This window comes from Chryseobacterium lactis (assembly GCF_003815875.1).
Classification (GTDB): Bacteria; Bacteroidota; Bacteroidia; order Flavobacteriales; family Weeksellaceae; genus Chryseobacterium; species Chryseobacterium lactis.
Map to the genome: position 1 here is coordinate 4,731,987 of NZ_CP033924.1, position 18,695 is coordinate 4,750,681.

The following is an 18,695-nucleotide window of genomic DNA, read 5'->3' on the forward strand; positions in this document are numbered from 1 at the left end:
TAAAATGGTTTTATTTAAATAAGAAAGAGATTGAGAAGTCAACCCCTTTCTAAATAATAGTTTTAATAGACTATGAAGGGTCTTGTAGCTTAGTAGCTTCTTTTGTATTGTTATTACAAGATCCACCTACACAAGAAAAAGCTGCTGCTCCCCCTTTGATGCTCTTAATTTGTTCGTCTTGTAATTTGCTGATTGCTTCTTTGTTGATTTGAAGACCTTTGTTTAATTTTAACTTTTTCATAATGGTTGATTTAATGATTTAAAATGGTTTTATTTAAACAAGAAAGAGATTGAGAAATCAATCCCTTTCTAAATAATAGTTTTAATAGACTATGAAGGGTCTTGTAGCTTAGTAGCTTCTTTTGTATTGTTATTACAAGATCCACCTACACAAGAAAAAGCTGCTGCTCCCCCTTTGATGCTCTTAATTTGTTCGTCTTGTAATTTACTGATTGCTTCTTTGTTGATTTGAAGACCTTTGTTTAATTTTAACTTTTTCATAATGGTTGATTTAATGATTTAAAATGGTTTTATTTAAATAAGAAAGAGATTGAGAAGTCAACCCCTTTCTAAATAATAGTTTTAATAGACTATGAAGGGTCTTGTAGCTTAGTAGCTTCTTTTGTATTGTTATTACAAGATCCACCTACACAAGAAAAAGCTGCTGCTCCCCCTTTGATGCTCTTAATTTGTTCGTCTTGTAATTTGCTGATTGCTTCTTTGTTGATTTGAAGACCTTTGTTTAGTTTTAACTTTTTCATGATAGTTGATTTAATGTTTTGTAATTGTGAGTTATCTTTTATTGTCATAAAACTCTTTACTGGACCTTATTTGCAAATAATATATTGATACTTTTCTCTCTTATTGCGCACTAAGAAATAATCAGTAAGTCAATCAGTTTTTAGCTTGATGCTCTTGCTTTTTCATCTTCATTTCCAAAATCTTTTTGTTCTACAGATACCTTTTTGTTTCCAAATTTGTATGTTATCGATATTCTGAAATTCCGGGTATCGTAATAATTTTTGAATGATATTTTCACACCGTTTGAATAAGCGGAATAAGTAGTTCTCTGACCATCAAACAGATCATTGGCTACCAATCCGAGTCGCAAATTATTATTGAGCAGACTGTAAGCAAAGCTAATGCTCATATTCGATCTTGAAGTCGATTTATAAATATCCTGAACGCCTGGTAAGCTGTATTCATAATTTAAGCCCGCCTGCAATGTTTTACTTTTGTTCAGGTTTAAAGTATTGTAAACAGAAAACCCGAGATTCCATCCTGCTAAACTAGGATTCGTGAAGTTCACTAAAGATTTCGAATCCGAATAAAAAGCATCGGCTGAAGCTACCGTTTCTATCCAGCTGAAAGCTTTGAATGTGTAAGATTCATTAATACCAAAAGTGTTGGTTTCAAAATAATTTTCAGGTCGTACGATCTGAATATTGGTAACAGGATCAATAACCGGTAATTGTTGAAAACCATCACTTAATCTTGTATAATAAATTTTATTCGCCCAGTTTTTATAGGTATAATTGGCTTCTACATTATCAGTATATGAAGGCTGTAAAAAAGGATTTCCTTCTATATAGGTATATTGGTTTGTAACTGTTCTAAACGGATTAAGAAACTCAAATGAAGGCCGGTTGATTCTTTTACTGTAATTGGCGGAAAGACTGCTATTTTTGTTCACAGCATATAATACATAGGCCGTAGGGAAAAATTTGATATAGTCTCTGGTAAATGTCTCATTACTGTTACTCCCTTTAATATTGGTATTTTCAGCTCTTAATCCCAGCTGGAAAGTCCATTTATCAATTGCCTTTTCTGCAGAAACATAGCCTGCCTGAGTATTTTCCTTATAATCAAAATTATTTACCTGTCTGTATCCGGGATCCGTTTCTCCAAGGTTCAAATTAAACAAACTCAGATCATTCGTGGTATTGGAAAACGATATTTTAGCTCCCATGCTTAATTTTAAGCCTTTCATTGGAATTTCCAGATCAGATTTCACAGACGTATTGTTGAGATTCAGTTTTCCGTAATTAGAGCCATTTTGTTGGGTTGAAATATCTTCAACGTCGTTGTAAAAATTTCCCGAAGTAAACCTATAATCTGATTTTTCTTTATAATTAAAATAATCAACGTCCAGACTCAGTTTTGTTCCTACACTATCTATTTTATACAACGCATGAAAATTAAGTGAGTTGGCAGGTGATTTTGAATTTGACTGAGCATTTGTAATAATATCGTACTGCTTATTAAGCATCGAATTATCAAATACTGAGATTACATTATTCCTGTTATTAATTTTCATATTGCTGACTTGCGTTAAAAAAATTGCCCCTAATGAAATTTTATTACTGATATCATAGTCTGCGCCAACCCTAAATCCCAATGACGGGTCGTAGGTTACTTTTCTCGGCTGGTATCCAACCCATGTTTCGCTGGAAAAACCCATCACATTCTGATCAATATTTTTTTGTGCCCCCTCCGAATAACTAAAATTGCTGCTTACTGCAAGCTTATTCTTTTTGTATAAAAAGTTTCCCCCAACAGCACCCAATGCATAAGTCTTTTGGGTATAAGAACCTCTTATCGAAGCATTCCAGTTATTATTTTTTCCTGTTTTATATTTAATATTAATAAGTCCGCTATTTCCCTGAGCATCGTACTTTGCAGGCGGAGTAGTGATTATTTCAATAGATTTGACATCATCAGATGAAATCGATTTCAGATAGTTCACCAGATCATTTCCACTAAGCTGAACAATTCTGTCATCAAGCAGTACAGAAACTCCGCTTTTCCCTATAATTGATATCTCATCATTCTTTACCTGAACTCCGGGGATTACCCTTAAGGTATCCAAAATATCACCTCCCTGCGCAGATACTGATTTTTCAACATTAAAAACGAGTCGGTCTATTTTCCGATCTATTAATCTTTTTTCAGATTTTATTACAACACCCTCGATATTCTGAACAGCCTCGATTTTAAAATCTTTATGAAGATCACTATTTATTAATGTTTTTTCACTTATAAGTTGCTCTCCGTTTTGTATGATTTGAATAGTATAATTCCCTTCTTTAGGAACTTTGATCTGAAACTGACCATTAATATCCGTTATAGAAGAAAATTTTTCGTTAGCCTCAGACATAGCAATGACTTCTACATCTGAAAGTTTTTTGTGGCCTGCATTCAGTACATTTCCCGTAATGCTTTGTGCCTGGCTAACAGCTCCGAAACAAAAAAATATCACCAATAAAATTAGCCTTGGTACTCTACATCTCATCTTCTTTCGTTTCACGATTATACTAGTTTTTACTCATATACTTATGTATATTTTAATGTATTTCTCTATTTATTGAAAAACAATTAAATCCAAATATAGGGATATTTTTGACTCAGCAATATTTTTTTTATTTTTTTTTATTATGTTAAATGAAATTAAAATTTTACTCCAATATCAAAACATTATAGTTTTTAATTAACAATCATCACCATTGAAATGAAAAATACAAAACAAAAAAAGCCACTCTTCCGAGTGGCTTTTAGTCGTTTGAAGACTTGATTTTATTGATAAATCACAACATCATCTTTTTTAATTTGGTAACCCGTTTTCTTGTAAGGAACCAAAAGATAATTGTCCTTAATGTAGCTTCCGCTTTTCCAGATTTTATTTTTCCCTTCCCTTTCAAGAATAATACTCTTTGCATTTCCATCAGGAATGAAAATTTCAGCTCGTTTCATATCTTTACTAAAAATGACTGCTGTCATCGTAGTATAGCTTTTATCCGAGTTCACCTCTTTTAATTTGATTTTCTGTTCAAAAACTCTTACACAATCATTTTTGATTTGTGAGTAGGTATACCCTGCGGAACCCTTACAGCCATGAACATCTCTATCACCTCCTAAAACCGGAGCTTTTTGTTGAGCAAAAGCCAAAGAGCCCAGGAACATAGCGCTAAATAAAATTGTTTTTTTCATATTTAAATTATTAATGTTTTCAGTTTGGTAAAAGTATTTCGACAATAAAGATATTAATTTCATTATTAGTTACAAAAAAACCATAATTAGGAGATTTTATTTGTCAAAATAATTTGCCGGCTTGCACAAAAAAAAGACCATTCCAATGAATGGTCTGATTTTTTTAAAACCTGATTTTATTGATAAATCACGACATTATCCTTTTTAAGCTGATATCCGCTTTTTTTGAAAGGAACCAGTACGTAACCTTCATTTTTCCACGCTTTAGCTTTTCCCGCTCTGGTAAGAATTACACTTCCTCCTTCTGCATCTTTCACAAAAACTTCAGCTTTTTTCATGTCTTTGCTGAAAATAACAGCAGCCATATAGTCTCCGTTGGTAGAAACTTCTTTGAGCTTTATTTTTTGTTCAAAAGTTCTTACACAGTCTTTTTTGATCTGTGAATACGTATACCCTGCCGATCCAATACATCCGTGTGCATCTCTGTCACCACCTAATACCGGTGTTTTTTGTGCAAATACTAAAGTACCAAGGAACATTGCGCTAAGTAAAATTGTTTTTTTCATGTTGTTTTGTATTATTTATATTACTGCGTGGGTACTATAAAAAATCATGCCAAAAAAAACATAAAACACATTTCTGTGAAAAACTTTTTCTCTCTATTACCTTGTCCAATTGATTTTCGTGAGCTTCACTTCATCTGAACTTGTACCGATCATAATGTCAAATTCACCTGATTCCCAGTCATATTTCAGATCTCCGTTGTAGAATTTCAGACTTTCCGGATTGATATCAAAGGTTACTTTTTTAGATTCTCCTTTTTTCAAAAATATTTTCTGGAAACCTTTTAATTCTTTTACAGGTCTCGTAATACTTCCTACTCTATCTCTTATATACAACTGAACAACCTCTGCCCCGTCATAGTTTCCACTATTCGTAATTGTTACAGATGCCTGAATCGTCTGATCTCCTTTTGGATTGGCATTAGAAACACTGATATCAGAATAATTGAACTTTGTATAACTCAATCCGTATCCGAAAGCATACAACGGAGTAACACATTCATCCATATAATTGGAACGGAACCTTTCGTAGGTGCATTTTTCAACTTTATCCTGACTTAACGGACGACCCGTATTTTTAGCATTATAATAAATTGGAACCTGCCCCAGACTTCTTGGGAAGGTCATCGGAAGTTTCCCTGATGGGTTTACTTTTCCGAAAAGAACATCTGCAATTGCATTTCCAGCTTCAGATCCGGGGAACCATGCATTTAAAATGGCATCAGGAGTATCTTTCACGTTGGTTAAAGCCAATGGACGACCTGTGAAAAGCACCATTGCAATTGGCTTTCCTGTCTTTTTTAATTCATTTAATAAATCAACCTGCGACTGAGGAATTGTAATTTCGGTTCTTGATGAAGATTCACCACTCATTTCCGCAGATTCTCCGATGGCAAGCACAATTACGTCCGCTTTATTGGCTACCTCAACGGCTTCTTTTAATAATTCCTCCTTTGAACGGTTATCACGGTCTGTTTTTTTACCATGAGCCGCATAAATATCTTCTAATTTGGCATCATAATCAATATTCGCGCCTTTAGCAGAAAGGAATTTCACTTCCTTACCGTAGTTAGCCTGAAGGCTTTGCATCATATTTACGGAAATAGCATGTTTAGTTGCTACACTCCATGTTCCCGCCATGTTCATTGAGTTATTGACCAACGGACCGATTACAGCCACGGTTCCTGATTTTTTTAACGGTAATACCTGGTTTTCATTTTTCATCAAAACCATTGACTGAGCGGCAACATTTCTTGCGATGTTGCGGTTTTCCATATTATAAACCTCTTTGGCTGCCAATTTTGCATCACCATGTTTGTAGGGGTTATCAAATAAGCCCAGATCGTATTTTGCTTCGAGAATTCTTTTGGCTGCGGTATCGATTTCGGCTTGGGTAACTTTTCCTTCAGCTAAAGATTTTTTTAAAGTGGTTAAAAATCCTTCGCCTACCATATCCATATCTACACCGGCTTTTAGGGCTAAAGCAGAAACCTGCTGAAGATCTCCCATTCCATGGTCTACCATTTCATTGATTCCGGTATAATCTGTTACCACAAACCCTTTAAATTTCCATTGATTTCTTAAGACTTCCGTCTGAAGCCATCTGTTTCCTGTTGCAGGTACACCATCCACTTCATTAAAAGAAGCCATAACAGAAGCTACTCCGGCATCGACTGCTGCTTTGTAAGGTGGAAAATATTCATTGAACATTCTTACGTGGCTCATGTCAACCGTATTGTAATCTCTTCCCGACTCACCTGCTCCGTATAATGCAAAATGCTTGACACATGCCAGAATGTTTGTACCATTTGCAAGGTCTTTTCCCTGGTAACCGTATACCATATTTTTTGAAATTTCACTTCCCAAATACGGATCTTCACCGGAACCTTCGGAAACCCTTCCCCATCTTGGTTCGCGGGAAATATCCACCATTGGCGAAAACGTCCAGTTGATCCCATCAGAAGCGGCTTCTTTAGCGGCCACTCTTGCAGATTGCTGGACCAGATTCATATCCCATGAAGCGGCTAATCCTAATGGAATAGGGAAAGTAGTTTCATATCCGTGAATAACATCCATTCCGAAAATCATCGGGATCTTTAAGCGGCTTTTTTCAACCGCTACTTTCTGCACGGCTTTTATTTTATCTGCTCCTTTTATATTGAACAATCCACCTACCAATCCCTGCTCTACTTTCTTTCCGATGTTTGAACTCTGAGCCTGTCCTGTCGTAAAATCTCCGGAAGTCGGCAAATTGAGCTGACCGATCTTCTCGTCCAATGTCATTTTAGATAAAAGATTATCTACAAAAGCTTTCTTTTTTGCCTGATATTGAGCTGTCTGATAAGACTGTACGGGTTTATCTACCATTTCCTGCGCCGAAAATACCGGTGAAAGGGCTAAGGCGGCAAGTACGATTAGTTTTTTCATAAATCTAACTTCTTATTGTTCTATTTGATTAACGCAAAAAGCGTCATTTTTTTTAACTGATTTATTTCAAATCTTCACTTTTTTATTGTCTCCAAAAAAGACAATAATCAAAAATAGGAAAATTATTCAATATTATTACATCATTTCAAGGTTTTACATATCCTGAATAATGACTCATTACATAGGAGACATCCGTCATTTTCGACTCATGTCTTCCCATTTTATTTCTTTTTTGAAAGCATCCACTCATATAGCTTAGGATCTGAATAGGCAGAATCCCAGGAGTTATGATTATCGTTCGGGAAAATCACCAATTCTGCTGATGGGTTTACGGGATGAAGCTTTTGATAAAATTTAAAAGCATTCTCCGGCAATACAACATCATCTATTCCTCCGTGGAATATTTTCATATTCAAATTTTTATATTGTTGAATGTTGGCGGTCATCACCTGATCCGTAGGTGCACAAACTGAAGCCACCGCAGCAAACATTTCAGGATGTTCCATTGCCAGTTTCAAAGTTCCCCAACCTCCCATAGAAAGTCCTGTAAGATAAATTCGGGAAGCATCAATCTTATATTTTTTCTGAATTTCCCTGATCAGATTATAAATGGTAACGGTATCCCACCACCTATCGGCCGGACATTGCGGAGCCAAAATGGCAACCGGTTCTTTGATTAGTTCTTTATAAGTAAAAGGACTGTGTGCTTTAACCATTTCAAGATTATTCCCTCTTTCTCCTGAACCGTGAAGAAAGACAATCAAAGGAACGTTCCCTTTTGCATTCTGGGGATAATCCAGGATATAAGATATCTTTTCTGACCTTTTAATTTCTTTGTTAAGTTCTGCTTTTATTTCCTGGGCATTAAGCGGTAAGGACAATGGCAGCAATAAAAGGGGAATATGTTTTAATTTCATTATGCTTTTAGATTTTGGCTAAAGCCTTTGGAATTGGTTTTTTGTTTATTTTAAATGGGCTATCCTTAGACTAAGCTCAGCACTTTACCATTTCTATTGAAAATACATCTTTCTGTATATTGTCTTTTCTCTCGCAGGTTTTACAGATTAAGCAGATTATTATGTGTAAACAAAATCAGAGACCTGCTTTATCAGACACAGCAGCGAGATTTATTTGATTTACTTTATCCCATATCTTGCAGATTGGAAACTCAGTTTTTTTAATCCTTGCTGAATCTCCGGAGCATTCATAAATAACCTCCAGAGAAATCCTGTTCGGTAGTTTTCAATCATGGGAGCAATAGTTCCCTGATCGATTGCCAGGTATCTTGGAGTAAACCAATTATTATAATGGATGGAGGTAGCATCGTAAGGTCCTGCAGTCCCAATGAATTGGGGCTTTTTTGTATACATAAATCTCAGAAAATCCATTGATTCTTTTGGAGTATACGGAAAGCTGCTTAAGGCGGCAGTCGGTGTTATCACTCCGTTGTCATTGGTAGGCATGTGAGCGGTATATCCTGTGGTTCCGTCCTGATTTCGGGTATATCCGGCTGTCAGCCCCCAATAATTTTTACCATAACCTTTCCATTGTTTTGGATTTTCGACACAATATTTATAATCGATAAGCGATTGGTTTTTATTGATATCAAAATAATTTTTCACCAACTTATCGGATAATCCTGTAGGATCAAGCCCGATGTAGGAATATTGAGACCAGAAAAGAGGTCCACCGTATTCTTCTGCGTAGTTGTGTTTTACATAAAGCGGCAACCCGTATTTTGTTTTGTCTGTAAGATAAGTCCCGTTTCTCGTCCATCCTTTATAATACGTTTCAGCATCGATGGAATAGGTTGGAGATGAAGCTGCTAAAATATAGGTAATCAGGCATTCATTATATCCTTCCAACGGAAAGTTCATTTCCCATTGATATTCCGGTGACCAGTGCCAGTATAGGACTTTTTCACCTCCTTTTGTGTACCAGTTCCAATTTATTTCTCTCCAGAGCATGTCGCATTTTGCAGCTAAAAACTTTTCGTCTCTGTTTCCGTTTTTGAAATATTCACGAACCATCAGAATTCCTGAAGTAAGGAATGCAGTTTCTACAAGGTCCCCACCATTATCTTTTTTACCAAAAGGAACTGTTTTTCCAGTTTCACCATTAATCCAATGTGACCAGGCTCCTTTATAGCGATCAGCCTTTGCCAGGAAACTCATAATATGAGAAAGTCTTTTTACGGCTTCTTCTCTTGGAATAAACCCTCTCTCAACGCCAACCAATATCGTTGCTAATCCAAACCCGGAACCACCGGTAGTAATTACATGTTTATCGTTATCCGGATAAATACCGTCTTCATGATAACGTTCTCTTCCCAGAAAGGAATTGGGTTCGGCATAGTCCCAGAAATATTTCAGGGCATCTTTTTGAACCTTATCCATGAGCTGTTCATCGGTAATGCTGTTGCTAATCGTTTTATCCGGGGTCATTTCCTGTTTGGAAATCTGAGTGTTTTTGCATGAATACGCAAAGAGTAAAGAGGTTACACCCATTGAAAGCAGAGTCCTTTTCATTGAAAATTGTTTACGGGTTTATAAAATTAGAGGAGAATTTTCACTCTCCTCTCAATTTATGATTTTATATTAATAACCAGGGTTTTGTTGAGACAATCCTCCGGCTTCCATGATAAAGTCTTGAGGAAGTGGGAATAATTCATGGGTTCCAACCTTGAATACTTTTCCGCCATCTGCAGCCATGGCAGCTGCCGCCTGACCTGTTCTCACCAAATCAAACCATCTGTCATGCTCAAATGCAAGTTCCAATCTTCTTTCTTTCCAGATTGCTGTTCTTACATCTGCTTGTGAGCTTGCCGTAGTACCTCCAATCCCAGCTCTTTGTCTTACCTGATTCAGGAAAGGAATAGCTGAAGAAGTCTGACCCAGTTCGTTCATTGCTTCAGCTTTGATTAATAAAACTTCCGCATATCTCAGATAACGGATATTTACATCTGTTGAAGCCTGATCTCTGTAATTTGATGAATAGGCTTTATAGTTGTAGAATTTATTATCTGTATTTGGACCTACATAATAACCATCGTACAAAGTCATATCTCTATGGATGATTGTAGCATCTCTTCTTGTATCACCAGCTGAATAGGCATCATATAATCCTTGCGTAGGAGTTGCAAATCCCCATCCCCATCCGGTAGTACCTCTTGCGCCTTGTACCTGACTGTATTGCTGAATAGCTCTTCCTCCGGTTCCCCCAGAACCATTGATTTCAAAGATAGATTCAGCATTATTTTCTCCGGAAACTTTATAAATATCCTGGAAATTAGCTGTAAGTGAATATCCTGTAACCAAATTAGATTCGTCTACTGCTAACTGCCACTTTTTCTGATAAAGATAAACCTTAGCCAAAAGAGCATGTGCAGCACCTTTTGTTGCTCTTTCTCCTCCGGTTTTTGTTGGCAGAACTTCTGCAGCTTCTTTAAGATCTTTTTCGATGAAAGCGTAAATATCTTCTTTTGATCTTCTTGTAAGTGCCATGATTTTATCAGCTTCAACTCCTGTTACTGAAATATGGTCTACTAAAGGAACTCCTCCAAAAGACCTTACAAGCGTAAAGTACATGAATGCTCTTAAAAATTTAGCTTCACCTTCCAGTCTTTTACGTAAATCCGGACTTGCTTTATCCAACAAAGGAAGATATTTCAATGCCTGGTTACATCTGTTGATCCCCTGATAATTGGAAGCAAATAATTCTTTAAATGATGGAGTTGCTGCTGTAAAATTCAGAGCATCCAGGATATCTTTATCTGAACCGGAATCACTTGCACTGGAACCTTTATCAGCATCATCCGAAACAATGGATGTTACGCCAATCCAGGCAAATGTACTCATATTCCAATCTAAAAATTTAGCATAGATAGCTGTTACTAAACTATTGGCACCTTCATCGTTATTATATATTTCACCAAGTGCCGATTCTGGAATTGCTTCCGTAGGTGACACATCAATAAAGTCATTACTACAGCTTTGGTTTACAGCACCTAAAATCAGGAATGCAGCTGCTATGATATATTTCTTATTCATTTTTTTAAAAGTTTAGATTAACACCAAATACAAAAGATCTTAAGGTAGGGTATGCATCCAATTCAATACCTGCTCTTTTATACGGATCTCCTTCCGTTGTAGTATCTGTAGGATTATAACCTGATAATTCCGAAGAGTATCCTGAATATTTCTGGAATACAAAAGGATTAATTGCACTTACATACAGTTTAATTGATTTCATGTAGTCGGTTACATTTTTAAATGTGTATCCTACTGAAATGTTATTAATTCTGAAGAAATCCCCGTCTTCAAGATAGAATGTCGACGCCACCGGAATATTTGCGGGGTTTACGGGGTTTGCAGCATTTGTGTTGTTGGGTGTCCAGAAATTATTGGCCACGGAAGCCTCTACATTTTCACCACCGTTTCTTTGAGCCTTCTTACCATTATATACTTTAAATCCGAAAGATCCGTATCCATTAAGTGCAAAATCCCAGTTTTTGTATGACATAGAAACGTTGACACCTAAAGTTGATTTCGGAATGTAAGAACCTAAAAAGCTTTTGTCTTTAGCATCTATAACTCCATCACCATTTAAATCTTTAAACTTCAATTCTCCTTTTTCATTATAACCATCAGCCTCATATAAGTAGAAACTACCTAATGCATATCCTACTGCAGAAGCGTTGAAAAGTTTAGTATCTATTCCGTTGCCCAGGTTTCCTCCTACGATTTGGGAAACAGGTTTAGAGGTATCCATACTGGCAAGTGTATTCTTGTTATATGAATAATTAGCACCAATGGAATATGAAAAATCCTGTCCTACTTTATCTGCCCAATTTAAACTTACTTCAAAACCTTTGTTCACAACACTTCCCATGTGAGAATAGTTCAGCTCGGAAATTCCCGTTGACATGTACGGCACTACACCTAAAATAAGGTTTTTGGTCTTTCTGTTGTAAACATCAAAAGTACCGGTTAATCTATTATTCAGGATTCCAAAATCAAGTCCTAAGGAAGATTCCTCTGTCACTTCCCAACCTAAGTCCGGATCATATCCTTTGTTTACAGTGACTCCATTACTTACAGAAGGGTTTCCATATCCATAATTGTAAGATGATCCAAGCGAAAGTGGTAAATAGTTCAGAGGTACAGTTTGATTACCAATCTTACCCCATCCTCCTCTTAACTTCAACATATCAAAGAATCCGTCCTGCATGAAGTTCTCCTGAGAAATAATCCAACCTGCACCGAATGATGGGAATGTTCCCCATCTTTGACCCGCTGCAAACTGAGAAGAACCATCCCTTCTGATTGTTCCGCTTAACAGGTAACGATTCATAAATTTGTACTGAAATCTTCCGAAATATGAAATGGTTGTATTTCTGTTTCCTTGTATGGATTCAATAGCTTTTGTATCGCCCTCGCTGAACAAGTCTCCATAATAATCAACTCCGCTAAGGTTCCAGTAATCCGGTGAAACAGGAACATTTTTTCTATTGATAACTGTTGTCTCAAGACCACTTTTTACGGATGCTTCCGTACCTGCCACCAATTCAATATCATGATCTCCTACTTTCTTGGTGTAGGTAAGATAATTATTAATTAACCAATTATAGTAATTCTGACTCTTATTGGTTAATCTTGTTTTTGGAGATGTTGCTGAGTATTGAGCCTCCGTTCTCATTGGATCACTATCCAGCCAGAGAGCTCTTGAATTTACGAAATTATAATATTTATAGTTACCATATTCGCCGCTAAACTGAGAAGTAAACTTTAAATCTTTAATAATATCAATATCCAGCTTCAATCCGCCCTGCAATAAGAAGTTTTTAGCTCTTTGATTGTCATAGGCCATTTGCATTACAGGATTTGCCACATTATTAAACCTTCCTCCCTCATAACCCAGTTCACCGGTAGCTTTATTAATAATAGGCTGTCCATATTTTCCATTCGGGTAATATACCGGAACTACTGAAGCCTGCTTATAAGCGTTGGTAAATGCTCCGAATGATTTAGGGGTATCATTTGTAAACGTAGCACTTAACGTTTGAGCTAATCTGATTCCCTTAGTAATTCTGAACTCGTTATTTGTTCTAACGGTAGTTCTGTTGTAGTTGGTTCCGTTCAGAATAGATTGCTCATCATAATTCCCTAAGCTTAAAAAGTATTTTGCAGCTTCTGAAGAACCGGAAATGGAAAGGTTGTGTTGATTATAAACCCCTGTCCTTGTTATTTCTTTGAACCAATCTGTGTTATAGGGTTGATTAGGACTTATAAAATCGCTTTTAGAACCTGCATTATTATAATTTACAAATTCCGAAGCATTAGCCATTTTGATCGTCTTTAACGGAGTTCTGAATCCTACCAGACCATCATAGGAAACACTTAATTTTCCCTTTCCTGATTTTGTTGTAATGATGATAACTCCGTTGGCAGCTCTGTTACCATAAATCGCTAAAGCAGCAGCGTCCTTTAGGATATCATACGTAAGAATATCGTTGGAATTGATATTATTAATGTTATCAGTAAACATTCCATCAACAACATAGAGTGGTGTTCTTCCTCCTAAAACAGTCCCAAGCCCCCTGATCATAACAGTTGGTGTTGAACCGGGCGCATCTGATGCAGTTACCTGTACCCCCGCTGCTTTACCCTGAATAGCTTGTGAAGCGTTTAATACCTTAGTTCTGGTAACTTCCTCCGCACTGATAGAGCTTATCGAAGTAGTATTATCTACTTTCTTACGACTCCCGTACCCGATCATGACCACTTCGTCAATTTTCTGAACTTTGGCAGAGTCTGATGTAACCTGCGCATTCACGTTCATGCCGAAATATAACACGGCGATGAGACAAGAATACTTTAAATTACTTTGTTTCATATAGTTTCAATTTTATTCGTACAATCAAATTCAGTTTAATGGCTCTGTTTGAGGCAAATTAATTTCTCAAAAAAAGACATTAGTCAAAAATATAAAAAATATCGAACGGTGTTAAAATATCTTAAAAATTTAAAAACAATAACATTTTATTATTTAAAAAATGAAAATCAATCACGTTTTATGATTTTATATTAAAAATATTCACCAATTTACCATCATATTACTAACGGGAAAACGATGTTTTTAACAAAAAAAATCACCAAATACCCTTCTTGAATTTAATATTTTGTTAAATAAAGAATAGTATCTACCTTTGGTGCAGTTTTTGAAAAAAGCAATAAAAAGATCAATGAAAAAATATATCATTGCAGCCGCTCTTATTATCGGAACCGGTGCAGTTATCACAACTACTGTGCAGTCTTGTACAACGCTGGCTACTTCTGATATGGGGCTTTCTATTATTAAAAGAATCCTACTCAACGGAATTGATAAAGGAGTGGGCATTTATACAAGTAAAGAAGCATTTCTTCAGAACAATATGGTAGACAAAGCCCTGCCAAAGGAACTCAGAGATATTAATTCTATGCTGGAAAAAGTGGCTCCTTCCCTGGTTGCCAAGGAAAGAGATTTCATTGCTCAGGCAGCAGCGTATACAGTGAACACCTCAAAGCCTATACTTCAGGGTGCGGTCAACAGCCTGAACGCACAAGATGTTTCAAGAATCATTCAGGGTACAACTGCTACACAAATTCTGAAAGAAAAAACTTCCCAACAACTTATTTCTGCCATTGCACCAAAAGTAGATGAGAAGCTCAATGAATATGGAATCGTTAAAACCATTAATACAGCTTTATCAGGAAGCAATTTTCTGGGAAGTCTTTTAGGAGGAAATAATAATACGGTAAATGCAGGTGGATTAAGCCAACTGGCTTCTGAACAACTGGTTAACGGACTGTTCAATATTATCGAAGATTACGAGCATCAGAACTCCAAATCCCTGTTGGGGCCATTTGGAAAATAGGAAAATTTTCGCTATATTTATATTATATTAACAATTGCAGATGGATATATTACAAGGAAATCAACACGCAAGTCCTGAAGATTTTTATAAGTCTTTAAAGGAAAAACTGGAAGGTCATCATGATTTTCCAGAGGATTATTTATTTAAATTTATTATTCCTACAGACCAATCAAAACTTACTGAAATTTACAAAGTTTTTGATAACATCAAATTTACATTAGGAAACCGCGAAAGCAAAAATGGAAAATACACTGCCTGCAACATCAATGCATTTGTTTTGGATGCGGATCAGGTTGTGCATATTTATAAAGAAGTAGCAAAAATAGAAGGCGTTATTCTATTGTAAAAAATAAAAGGCTGTCAGGATTTGGCAGTCTTTATTTTTTGATCCGGAATGAAACTACCATAATTCAAACTATTTATAACATATACCGTTTAAAATAAAAAAAAACGACCGCTCCACAAGTTGAAACGGTCGTTTTCTGTTTGTTATTTATTTATTTTTCAATAAAGAACTTTACATTTTCAATAGGTCTTCCCAGCATCGCTACTGAGCCTTTTACAATGATAGGCCTCTGTATCAGCGATGGATTTTCAGATAAAATCTTTATCCATTCTTCTTCGGAATAGTTTTTATCCGCATAATTTTCTGTATACAGTTTATCGGTCTTGCGAATGATATGGAAAACACTTTGATTAAGCTTCTTCAACACTGTTTTAATTTCCAGAATACTTAACGGATCGTCAACGATGTTGATGATCTCAAAAGATACTCCGTTTTCATCAAGATACTCTAATACAGCATTTGACTTTGAACAGTTTCCGTTATGTAAAACTTTAACTAGCATTTTTAATTATTTAAAAAAAATTAAACTTGTCTATCCAAATTTAATCAAAAACTTATAGATTTTGTCTTAATCATTTGATAAAAGTTTGTTAAAACAAACCGTGCAGTTCAGCTTCGATCTTTTCCAGAATTAAACCAAAATCTTCCGGTTTCTCTACAAAATCCAGGTCATCCACTTCAATAATCAATAGTTTTCCTTCTGTATAGTTCGAAATCCATTTCTCATATTTCTGGTTCAGTTTTGAAAGGTATTCAATACTGATTGATGCTTCATACTCACGTCCTCTTTTGTAGATTTTCTTAACAAGATTAGGAACATCCGATTTCAGATAAATCAATAGATCGGGTGCTGATACAAAAGTTTTCATCAGGTCAAAAACTGACGAATAATTGTTGAAATCCCTGTCCGAAAGAAGATTCATATCATTAAGGTTTTCAGCAAAAATATGGGCATCTTCATAAATAGTACGATCCTGAATAATATTTTTACCACTTTCTCTGATCTCTTTTACCTGACGGAATCTACTTCCCAGGAAATATACCTGCAGGGCAAAACTCCACTTGCTCATGTCTGAATAAAAGTCCTCCAGATAAGGATTGTGATCTACGTCTTCAAATTGTGCATCCCATCCGTAATGCTTGGAAAGCATCGTCGTTAAAGTTGTTTTTCCTGCTCCAATGTTTCCTGTAACCGCAATATGCATATTCTTTTTCCTTGTATTTACTGATTAATTGATGAGTTTTTCTACCGCTTCAGTCTGAACTTCAGAAGCATCTTCAATCAACTTTCCCAATGTATTGTCTGAAGGTTGTTTTTTAACTTCTGTCTCATTCGGCTTTCCATCGGCATTTTCCACCGGTTTTTCTGTGGATTGTGGAGGAACTTCCGGTTGAGATTCGGGCTCATCTGACTGTTTGCGTTTCTTTACTTTTTCAAGGCTGTAAAGATAGAGTTTGTTCCCGTTGATTTCAAAATAAGAAAGAATGTTTTTATCCACAATTTGCGCATCCTTATCTTCAAAAACAATGGCCATCCCTTTTTCAGGAACATATTTCAAAATAGAATTATTGGCAATAACCAGAATCGTATCATTTTCCCTTCGGAATCGTTTTCCGTTATCCAAAGGGGCTTCAAAGATTTTTTCGAATTTTAGAGTATACACCCTGATGTGTTTTCTAGTCAGAATATAGACTTTATTTTCATATACCAATATATCCATCAGATCTTCAAAACTAATATCAAAAGGATATGAATTGATAGTCGTGTCATTTCTGAAATTATACTGTATCAATCTTTTTGTACTGTCATCCAGGAGCCATAACTGCTGTAAATCCTCTGCATATGCCATTCTGATAAACCCAAACTTCTGTTTGAAATCAATTTTCTGGATTTCGTTCATATTTTGGTCAATGAATTTCATTTCCTGAGCATTTTCAGAAAATAAAGGAATATTCAACGGGTTTTGTACATTTTGTACTTTATAGGGAACAGTAAGCATCATTCTCCCGATTTGCTTTCCCAAGGAATCATATTTGGTAAAGCTGAAATCTTTGTTTTTGTAGATGTACAAATTACCATAGTCATCAGCAAGCATATCTTTGGCTTCCTTGAGTTTCAAAGTGTCTAAAGGAAGTACCTTCTGCGCAGCGGATGAGCAGAAAATGAAAACGCACAGTAAATATAGTACTCTCAAATTTTATTTTATTAAAGGAAATTTCTATGAACAGAACCTTAGCAATTTACATACTTTAAACTAAAGTTTTTAATCATTCTTCAAAAGTACTAAAATTTAGTCCTTACATAAAAAAAGCGCCCCAAAAGGAACGCTGTTTTTTCAAATTCAGGCGCAATTATTTGATCTGCACTTCATAAATCTTTGACCAGTTTTTACCCGTCACCAGCATATTATCTCCTTTGAAAGCAATTCCGTTTAACACATCATCACTTCCCTTGTTATTTTCTTTTACAATATCTTTAAAGTCAAATACTCCCACAGCTTCGCCTGTAACGGGATTGATCTTTAAGACAATCGGCTTCTGCCAGACGTTGGCATAGATAAAGCCACTGTGGTATTCCACTTCATTTAATTGGTCATAGGTTTGTGTATTTCCTGCCACAGCAACCGTTTTCACCACTTTTGAAGGATCATTTACATCCAAAAAATAGAGATTCTTAGAACCGTCTGTGGCGACAAGATTTTTCCCATCATAGGTTAATCCCCAACCTTCTCCGATAGCATTTGCCAGAGGGAATTTTGAAATCTCATTCAGTGTCTTTTTATCATAAATAAAACCAATTTTATTACGATAGGTCAACTGGTAGATTTTATCTCCCACGATGGCACATCCTTCAGAAAAAATATCTGCAGGTTGTTTTTTGATGATTTCAGGGGTTGATGAGCCTAAAGTATATTTTATAAGCTGAGAAGTATTCAGCAATCCATCACTTTCATAAATTGTATTGCCTTCGATCAGAAATCCTTCAACAAAGTTCTTAGGGTCATGAGGATAATCTGCAACAATGTTGTACGGAATATTCTGCTCAGAATTTTTGGTAAAAACATTAATTGTCGCATCCTGATTCAGAACTTCTCTGCCTTTGGTTTTAATGGTAAATACCACTTTATTATCTCCCAGCGTGAAAAACTTAGGATCAATCGTTAAGCTGGAAGTTTCTTTATCATCAAGAGTAATGGTAATGGATTCTGCATTATCTGTGACTTCTTTTGGAAGCTCAAGCTGATCGCCGAAATGATACCCTTTTTTCTCTTTTGAATTATTATAGTCCGCCAATGAATCAAGCATTTTTTCATTATTATGACAAGACACCAGCAAAAGAGCTGCTGCAAAACTTAGTATTTTGATATTTTGTGTTATAAAATTCCTACCCATTCTTCAAAAGTACTAAAATTTAGTTTTTACATAAAAAAAGCGCCCCAAAAGGAACGCTGTTTTT

17 protein-coding genes are annotated in these 18,695 nt (G+C 35.8%); 2 read left to right on the forward strand and 15 right to left on the reverse strand.

From position 1 onward, the window contains the following. Positions 1–70 precede the first annotated feature (70 nt). The 11 genes from EG342_RS25255 to EG342_RS21190 all read right to left on the reverse strand — a co-directional run bounded on the left by EG342_RS25255 (position 71) and on the right by EG342_RS21190 (position 13,871). Positions 71–241 (reverse strand): class I lanthipeptide, encoded by a 171-nt coding sequence (locus EG342_RS25255; protein WP_164465216.1) that lies wholly within the window; start codon positions 239–241, stop codon positions 71–73. Between the two features lie 89 nt (positions 242–330). Next, positions 331–501, reverse strand: coding sequence for a class I lanthipeptide (locus EG342_RS25260; RefSeq protein ID WP_164465216.1), 171 nt, complete (start codon positions 499–501; stop codon positions 331–333). Between the two features lie 89 nt (positions 502–590). Continuing rightward, positions 591–761: a class I lanthipeptide gene (locus tag EG342_RS25265; protein WP_164465216.1), complete on the reverse strand. Its 171-nt coding sequence runs from the start codon at positions 759–761 to the stop codon at positions 591–593. A gap of 140 nt (positions 762–901) precedes the next feature. Further along, a complete protein-coding gene (locus EG342_RS21155; protein WP_123868148.1) occupies positions 902–3,307 on the reverse strand; it encodes an outer membrane beta-barrel family protein in 2,406 nt (801 codons plus the stop codon). A gap of 266 nt (positions 3,308–3,573) precedes the next feature. Beyond that, a complete protein-coding gene (locus tag EG342_RS21160; RefSeq protein ID WP_103290468.1) occupies positions 3,574–3,987 on the reverse strand; it encodes a hypothetical protein in 414 nt (137 codons plus the stop codon). 176 nt (positions 3,988–4,163) lie between these two features. Continuing rightward, the gene (locus tag EG342_RS21165; RefSeq protein WP_103289589.1) at positions 4,164–4,553 is read right to left on the reverse strand and encodes a hypothetical protein; all 390 of its coding nucleotides are present in this window, start codon (positions 4,551–4,553) and stop codon (positions 4,164–4,166) included. A 96-nt stretch (positions 4,554–4,649) separates the two neighbouring features. After that, positions 4,650–6,977 (reverse strand): beta-glucosidase BglX, encoded by a 2,328-nt coding sequence (gene bglX, locus EG342_RS21170; RefSeq protein WP_103289592.1) that lies wholly within the window; start codon positions 6,975–6,977, stop codon positions 4,650–4,652. Positions 6,978–7,198: 221 nt separating this feature from the next. Further along, a complete protein-coding gene (locus EG342_RS21175; protein ID WP_103289595.1) occupies positions 7,199–7,894 on the reverse strand; it encodes a carboxylesterase family protein in 696 nt (231 codons plus the stop codon). 219 nt (positions 7,895–8,113) lie between these two features. Further along, a complete protein-coding gene (locus tag EG342_RS21180) occupies positions 8,114–9,505 on the reverse strand; it encodes a glucoamylase family protein (RefSeq protein ID WP_103289597.1) in 1,392 nt (463 codons plus the stop codon). 69 nt (positions 9,506–9,574) lie between these two features. Beyond that, positions 9,575–11,026: a RagB/SusD family nutrient uptake outer membrane protein gene (locus EG342_RS21185; RefSeq protein WP_103289599.1), complete on the reverse strand. Its 1,452-nt coding sequence runs from the start codon at positions 11,024–11,026 to the stop codon at positions 9,575–9,577. Between the two features lie 4 nt (positions 11,027–11,030). Next, positions 11,031–13,871: a SusC/RagA family TonB-linked outer membrane protein gene (locus EG342_RS21190; RefSeq protein WP_103289600.1), complete on the reverse strand. Its 2,841-nt coding sequence runs from the start codon at positions 13,869–13,871 to the stop codon at positions 11,031–11,033. A 349-nt stretch (positions 13,872–14,220) separates the two neighbouring features. Here EG342_RS21190 and EG342_RS21195 point away from each other — a divergent pair, with 349 nt between their 5' ends. Both EG342_RS21195 and EG342_RS21200 read left to right on the forward strand, forming a co-directional pair. Beyond that, positions 14,221–14,892: a DUF4197 family protein gene (locus EG342_RS21195; protein WP_103289603.1), complete on the forward strand. Its 672-nt coding sequence runs from the start codon at positions 14,221–14,223 to the stop codon at positions 14,890–14,892. 40 nt (positions 14,893–14,932) lie between these two features. Next, positions 14,933–15,238, forward strand: a complete 306-nt coding sequence (locus EG342_RS21200; protein ID WP_103289606.1) for a DUF493 family protein — start codon at positions 14,933–14,935, stop codon at positions 15,236–15,238. A gap of 151 nt (positions 15,239–15,389) precedes the next feature. Here EG342_RS21200 and EG342_RS21205 read toward each other — a convergent pair whose 3' ends face one another. The 4 genes from EG342_RS21205 to EG342_RS21220 all read right to left on the reverse strand — a co-directional run bounded on the left by EG342_RS21205 (position 15,390) and on the right by EG342_RS21220 (position 18,616). Then, positions 15,390–15,740, reverse strand: coding sequence for an ArsC/Spx/MgsR family protein (locus EG342_RS21205; protein ID WP_103289608.1), 351 nt, complete (start codon positions 15,738–15,740; stop codon positions 15,390–15,392). Positions 15,741–15,828: 88 nt separating this feature from the next. Next, positions 15,829–16,443 (reverse strand): deoxynucleoside kinase, encoded by a 615-nt coding sequence (locus EG342_RS21210; protein WP_103289609.1) that lies wholly within the window; start codon positions 16,441–16,443, stop codon positions 15,829–15,831. A 24-nt stretch (positions 16,444–16,467) separates the two neighbouring features. After that, complete coding sequence (locus EG342_RS21215) at positions 16,468–17,358, reverse strand: hypothetical protein (protein ID WP_246008679.1); 891 nt, start codon at positions 17,356–17,358, stop codon at positions 16,468–16,470. Between the two features lie 232 nt (positions 17,359–17,590). Next, positions 17,591–18,616 carry a glutaminyl-peptide cyclotransferase gene (locus EG342_RS21220; protein WP_103290470.1) on the reverse strand — a complete coding sequence of 342 codons (1,026 nt, stop codon included), beginning with the start codon at positions 18,614–18,616 and terminating at the stop codon, positions 17,591–17,593. Positions 18,617–18,695 lie beyond the last annotated feature (79 nt).

Excerpts from the sequence above, each read along its gene's own strand:
- EG342_RS25255 (WP_164465216.1), bottom strand. The coding sequence starts at position 241 with ATGAAAAAGTTAAAATTAAACAAAGGTCTTCAAATCAACAAAGAAGCA.
- EG342_RS25260 (WP_164465216.1), bottom strand. The coding sequence starts at position 501 with ATGAAAAAGTTAAAATTAAACAAAGGTCTTCAAATCAACAAAGAAGCA.
- EG342_RS25265 (WP_164465216.1), bottom strand. The coding sequence starts at position 761 with ATGAAAAAGTTAAAACTAAACAAAGGTCTTCAAATCAACAAAGAAGCA.
- EG342_RS21160 (WP_103290468.1), bottom strand. The coding sequence starts at position 3,987 with ATGAAAAAAACAATTTTATTTAGCGCTATGTTCCTGGGCTCTTTGGCT.
- EG342_RS21165 (WP_103289589.1), bottom strand. The coding sequence starts at position 4,553 with ATGAAAAAAACAATTTTACTTAGCGCAATGTTCCTTGGTACTTTAGTA.
- bglX (WP_103289592.1), bottom strand. The coding sequence starts at position 6,977 with ATGAAAAAACTAATCGTACTTGCCGCCTTAGCCCTTTCACCGGTATTT.
- EG342_RS21175 (WP_103289595.1), bottom strand. The coding sequence starts at position 7,894 with ATGAAATTAAAACATATTCCCCTTTTATTGCTGCCATTGTCCTTACCG.
- EG342_RS21180 (WP_103289597.1), bottom strand. The coding sequence starts at position 9,505 with ATGAAAAGGACTCTGCTTTCAATGGGTGTAACCTCTTTACTCTTTGCG.
- EG342_RS21185 (WP_103289599.1), bottom strand. The coding sequence starts at position 11,026 with ATGAATAAGAAATATATCATAGCAGCTGCATTCCTGATTTTAGGTGCT.
- EG342_RS21190 (WP_103289600.1), bottom strand. The coding sequence starts at position 13,871 with ATGAAACAAAGTAATTTAAAGTATTCTTGTCTCATCGCCGTGTTATAT.
- EG342_RS21195 (WP_103289603.1), top strand. The coding sequence starts at position 14,221 with ATGAAAAAATATATCATTGCAGCCGCTCTTATTATCGGAACCGGTGCA.
- EG342_RS21200 (WP_103289606.1), top strand. The coding sequence starts at position 14,933 with ATGGATATATTACAAGGAAATCAACACGCAAGTCCTGAAGATTTTTAT.
- EG342_RS21205 (WP_103289608.1), bottom strand. The coding sequence starts at position 15,740 with ATGCTAGTTAAAGTTTTACATAACGGAAACTGTTCAAAGTCAAATGCT.
- EG342_RS21210 (WP_103289609.1), bottom strand. The coding sequence starts at position 16,443 with ATGCATATTGCGGTTACAGGAAACATTGGAGCAGGAAAAACAACTTTA.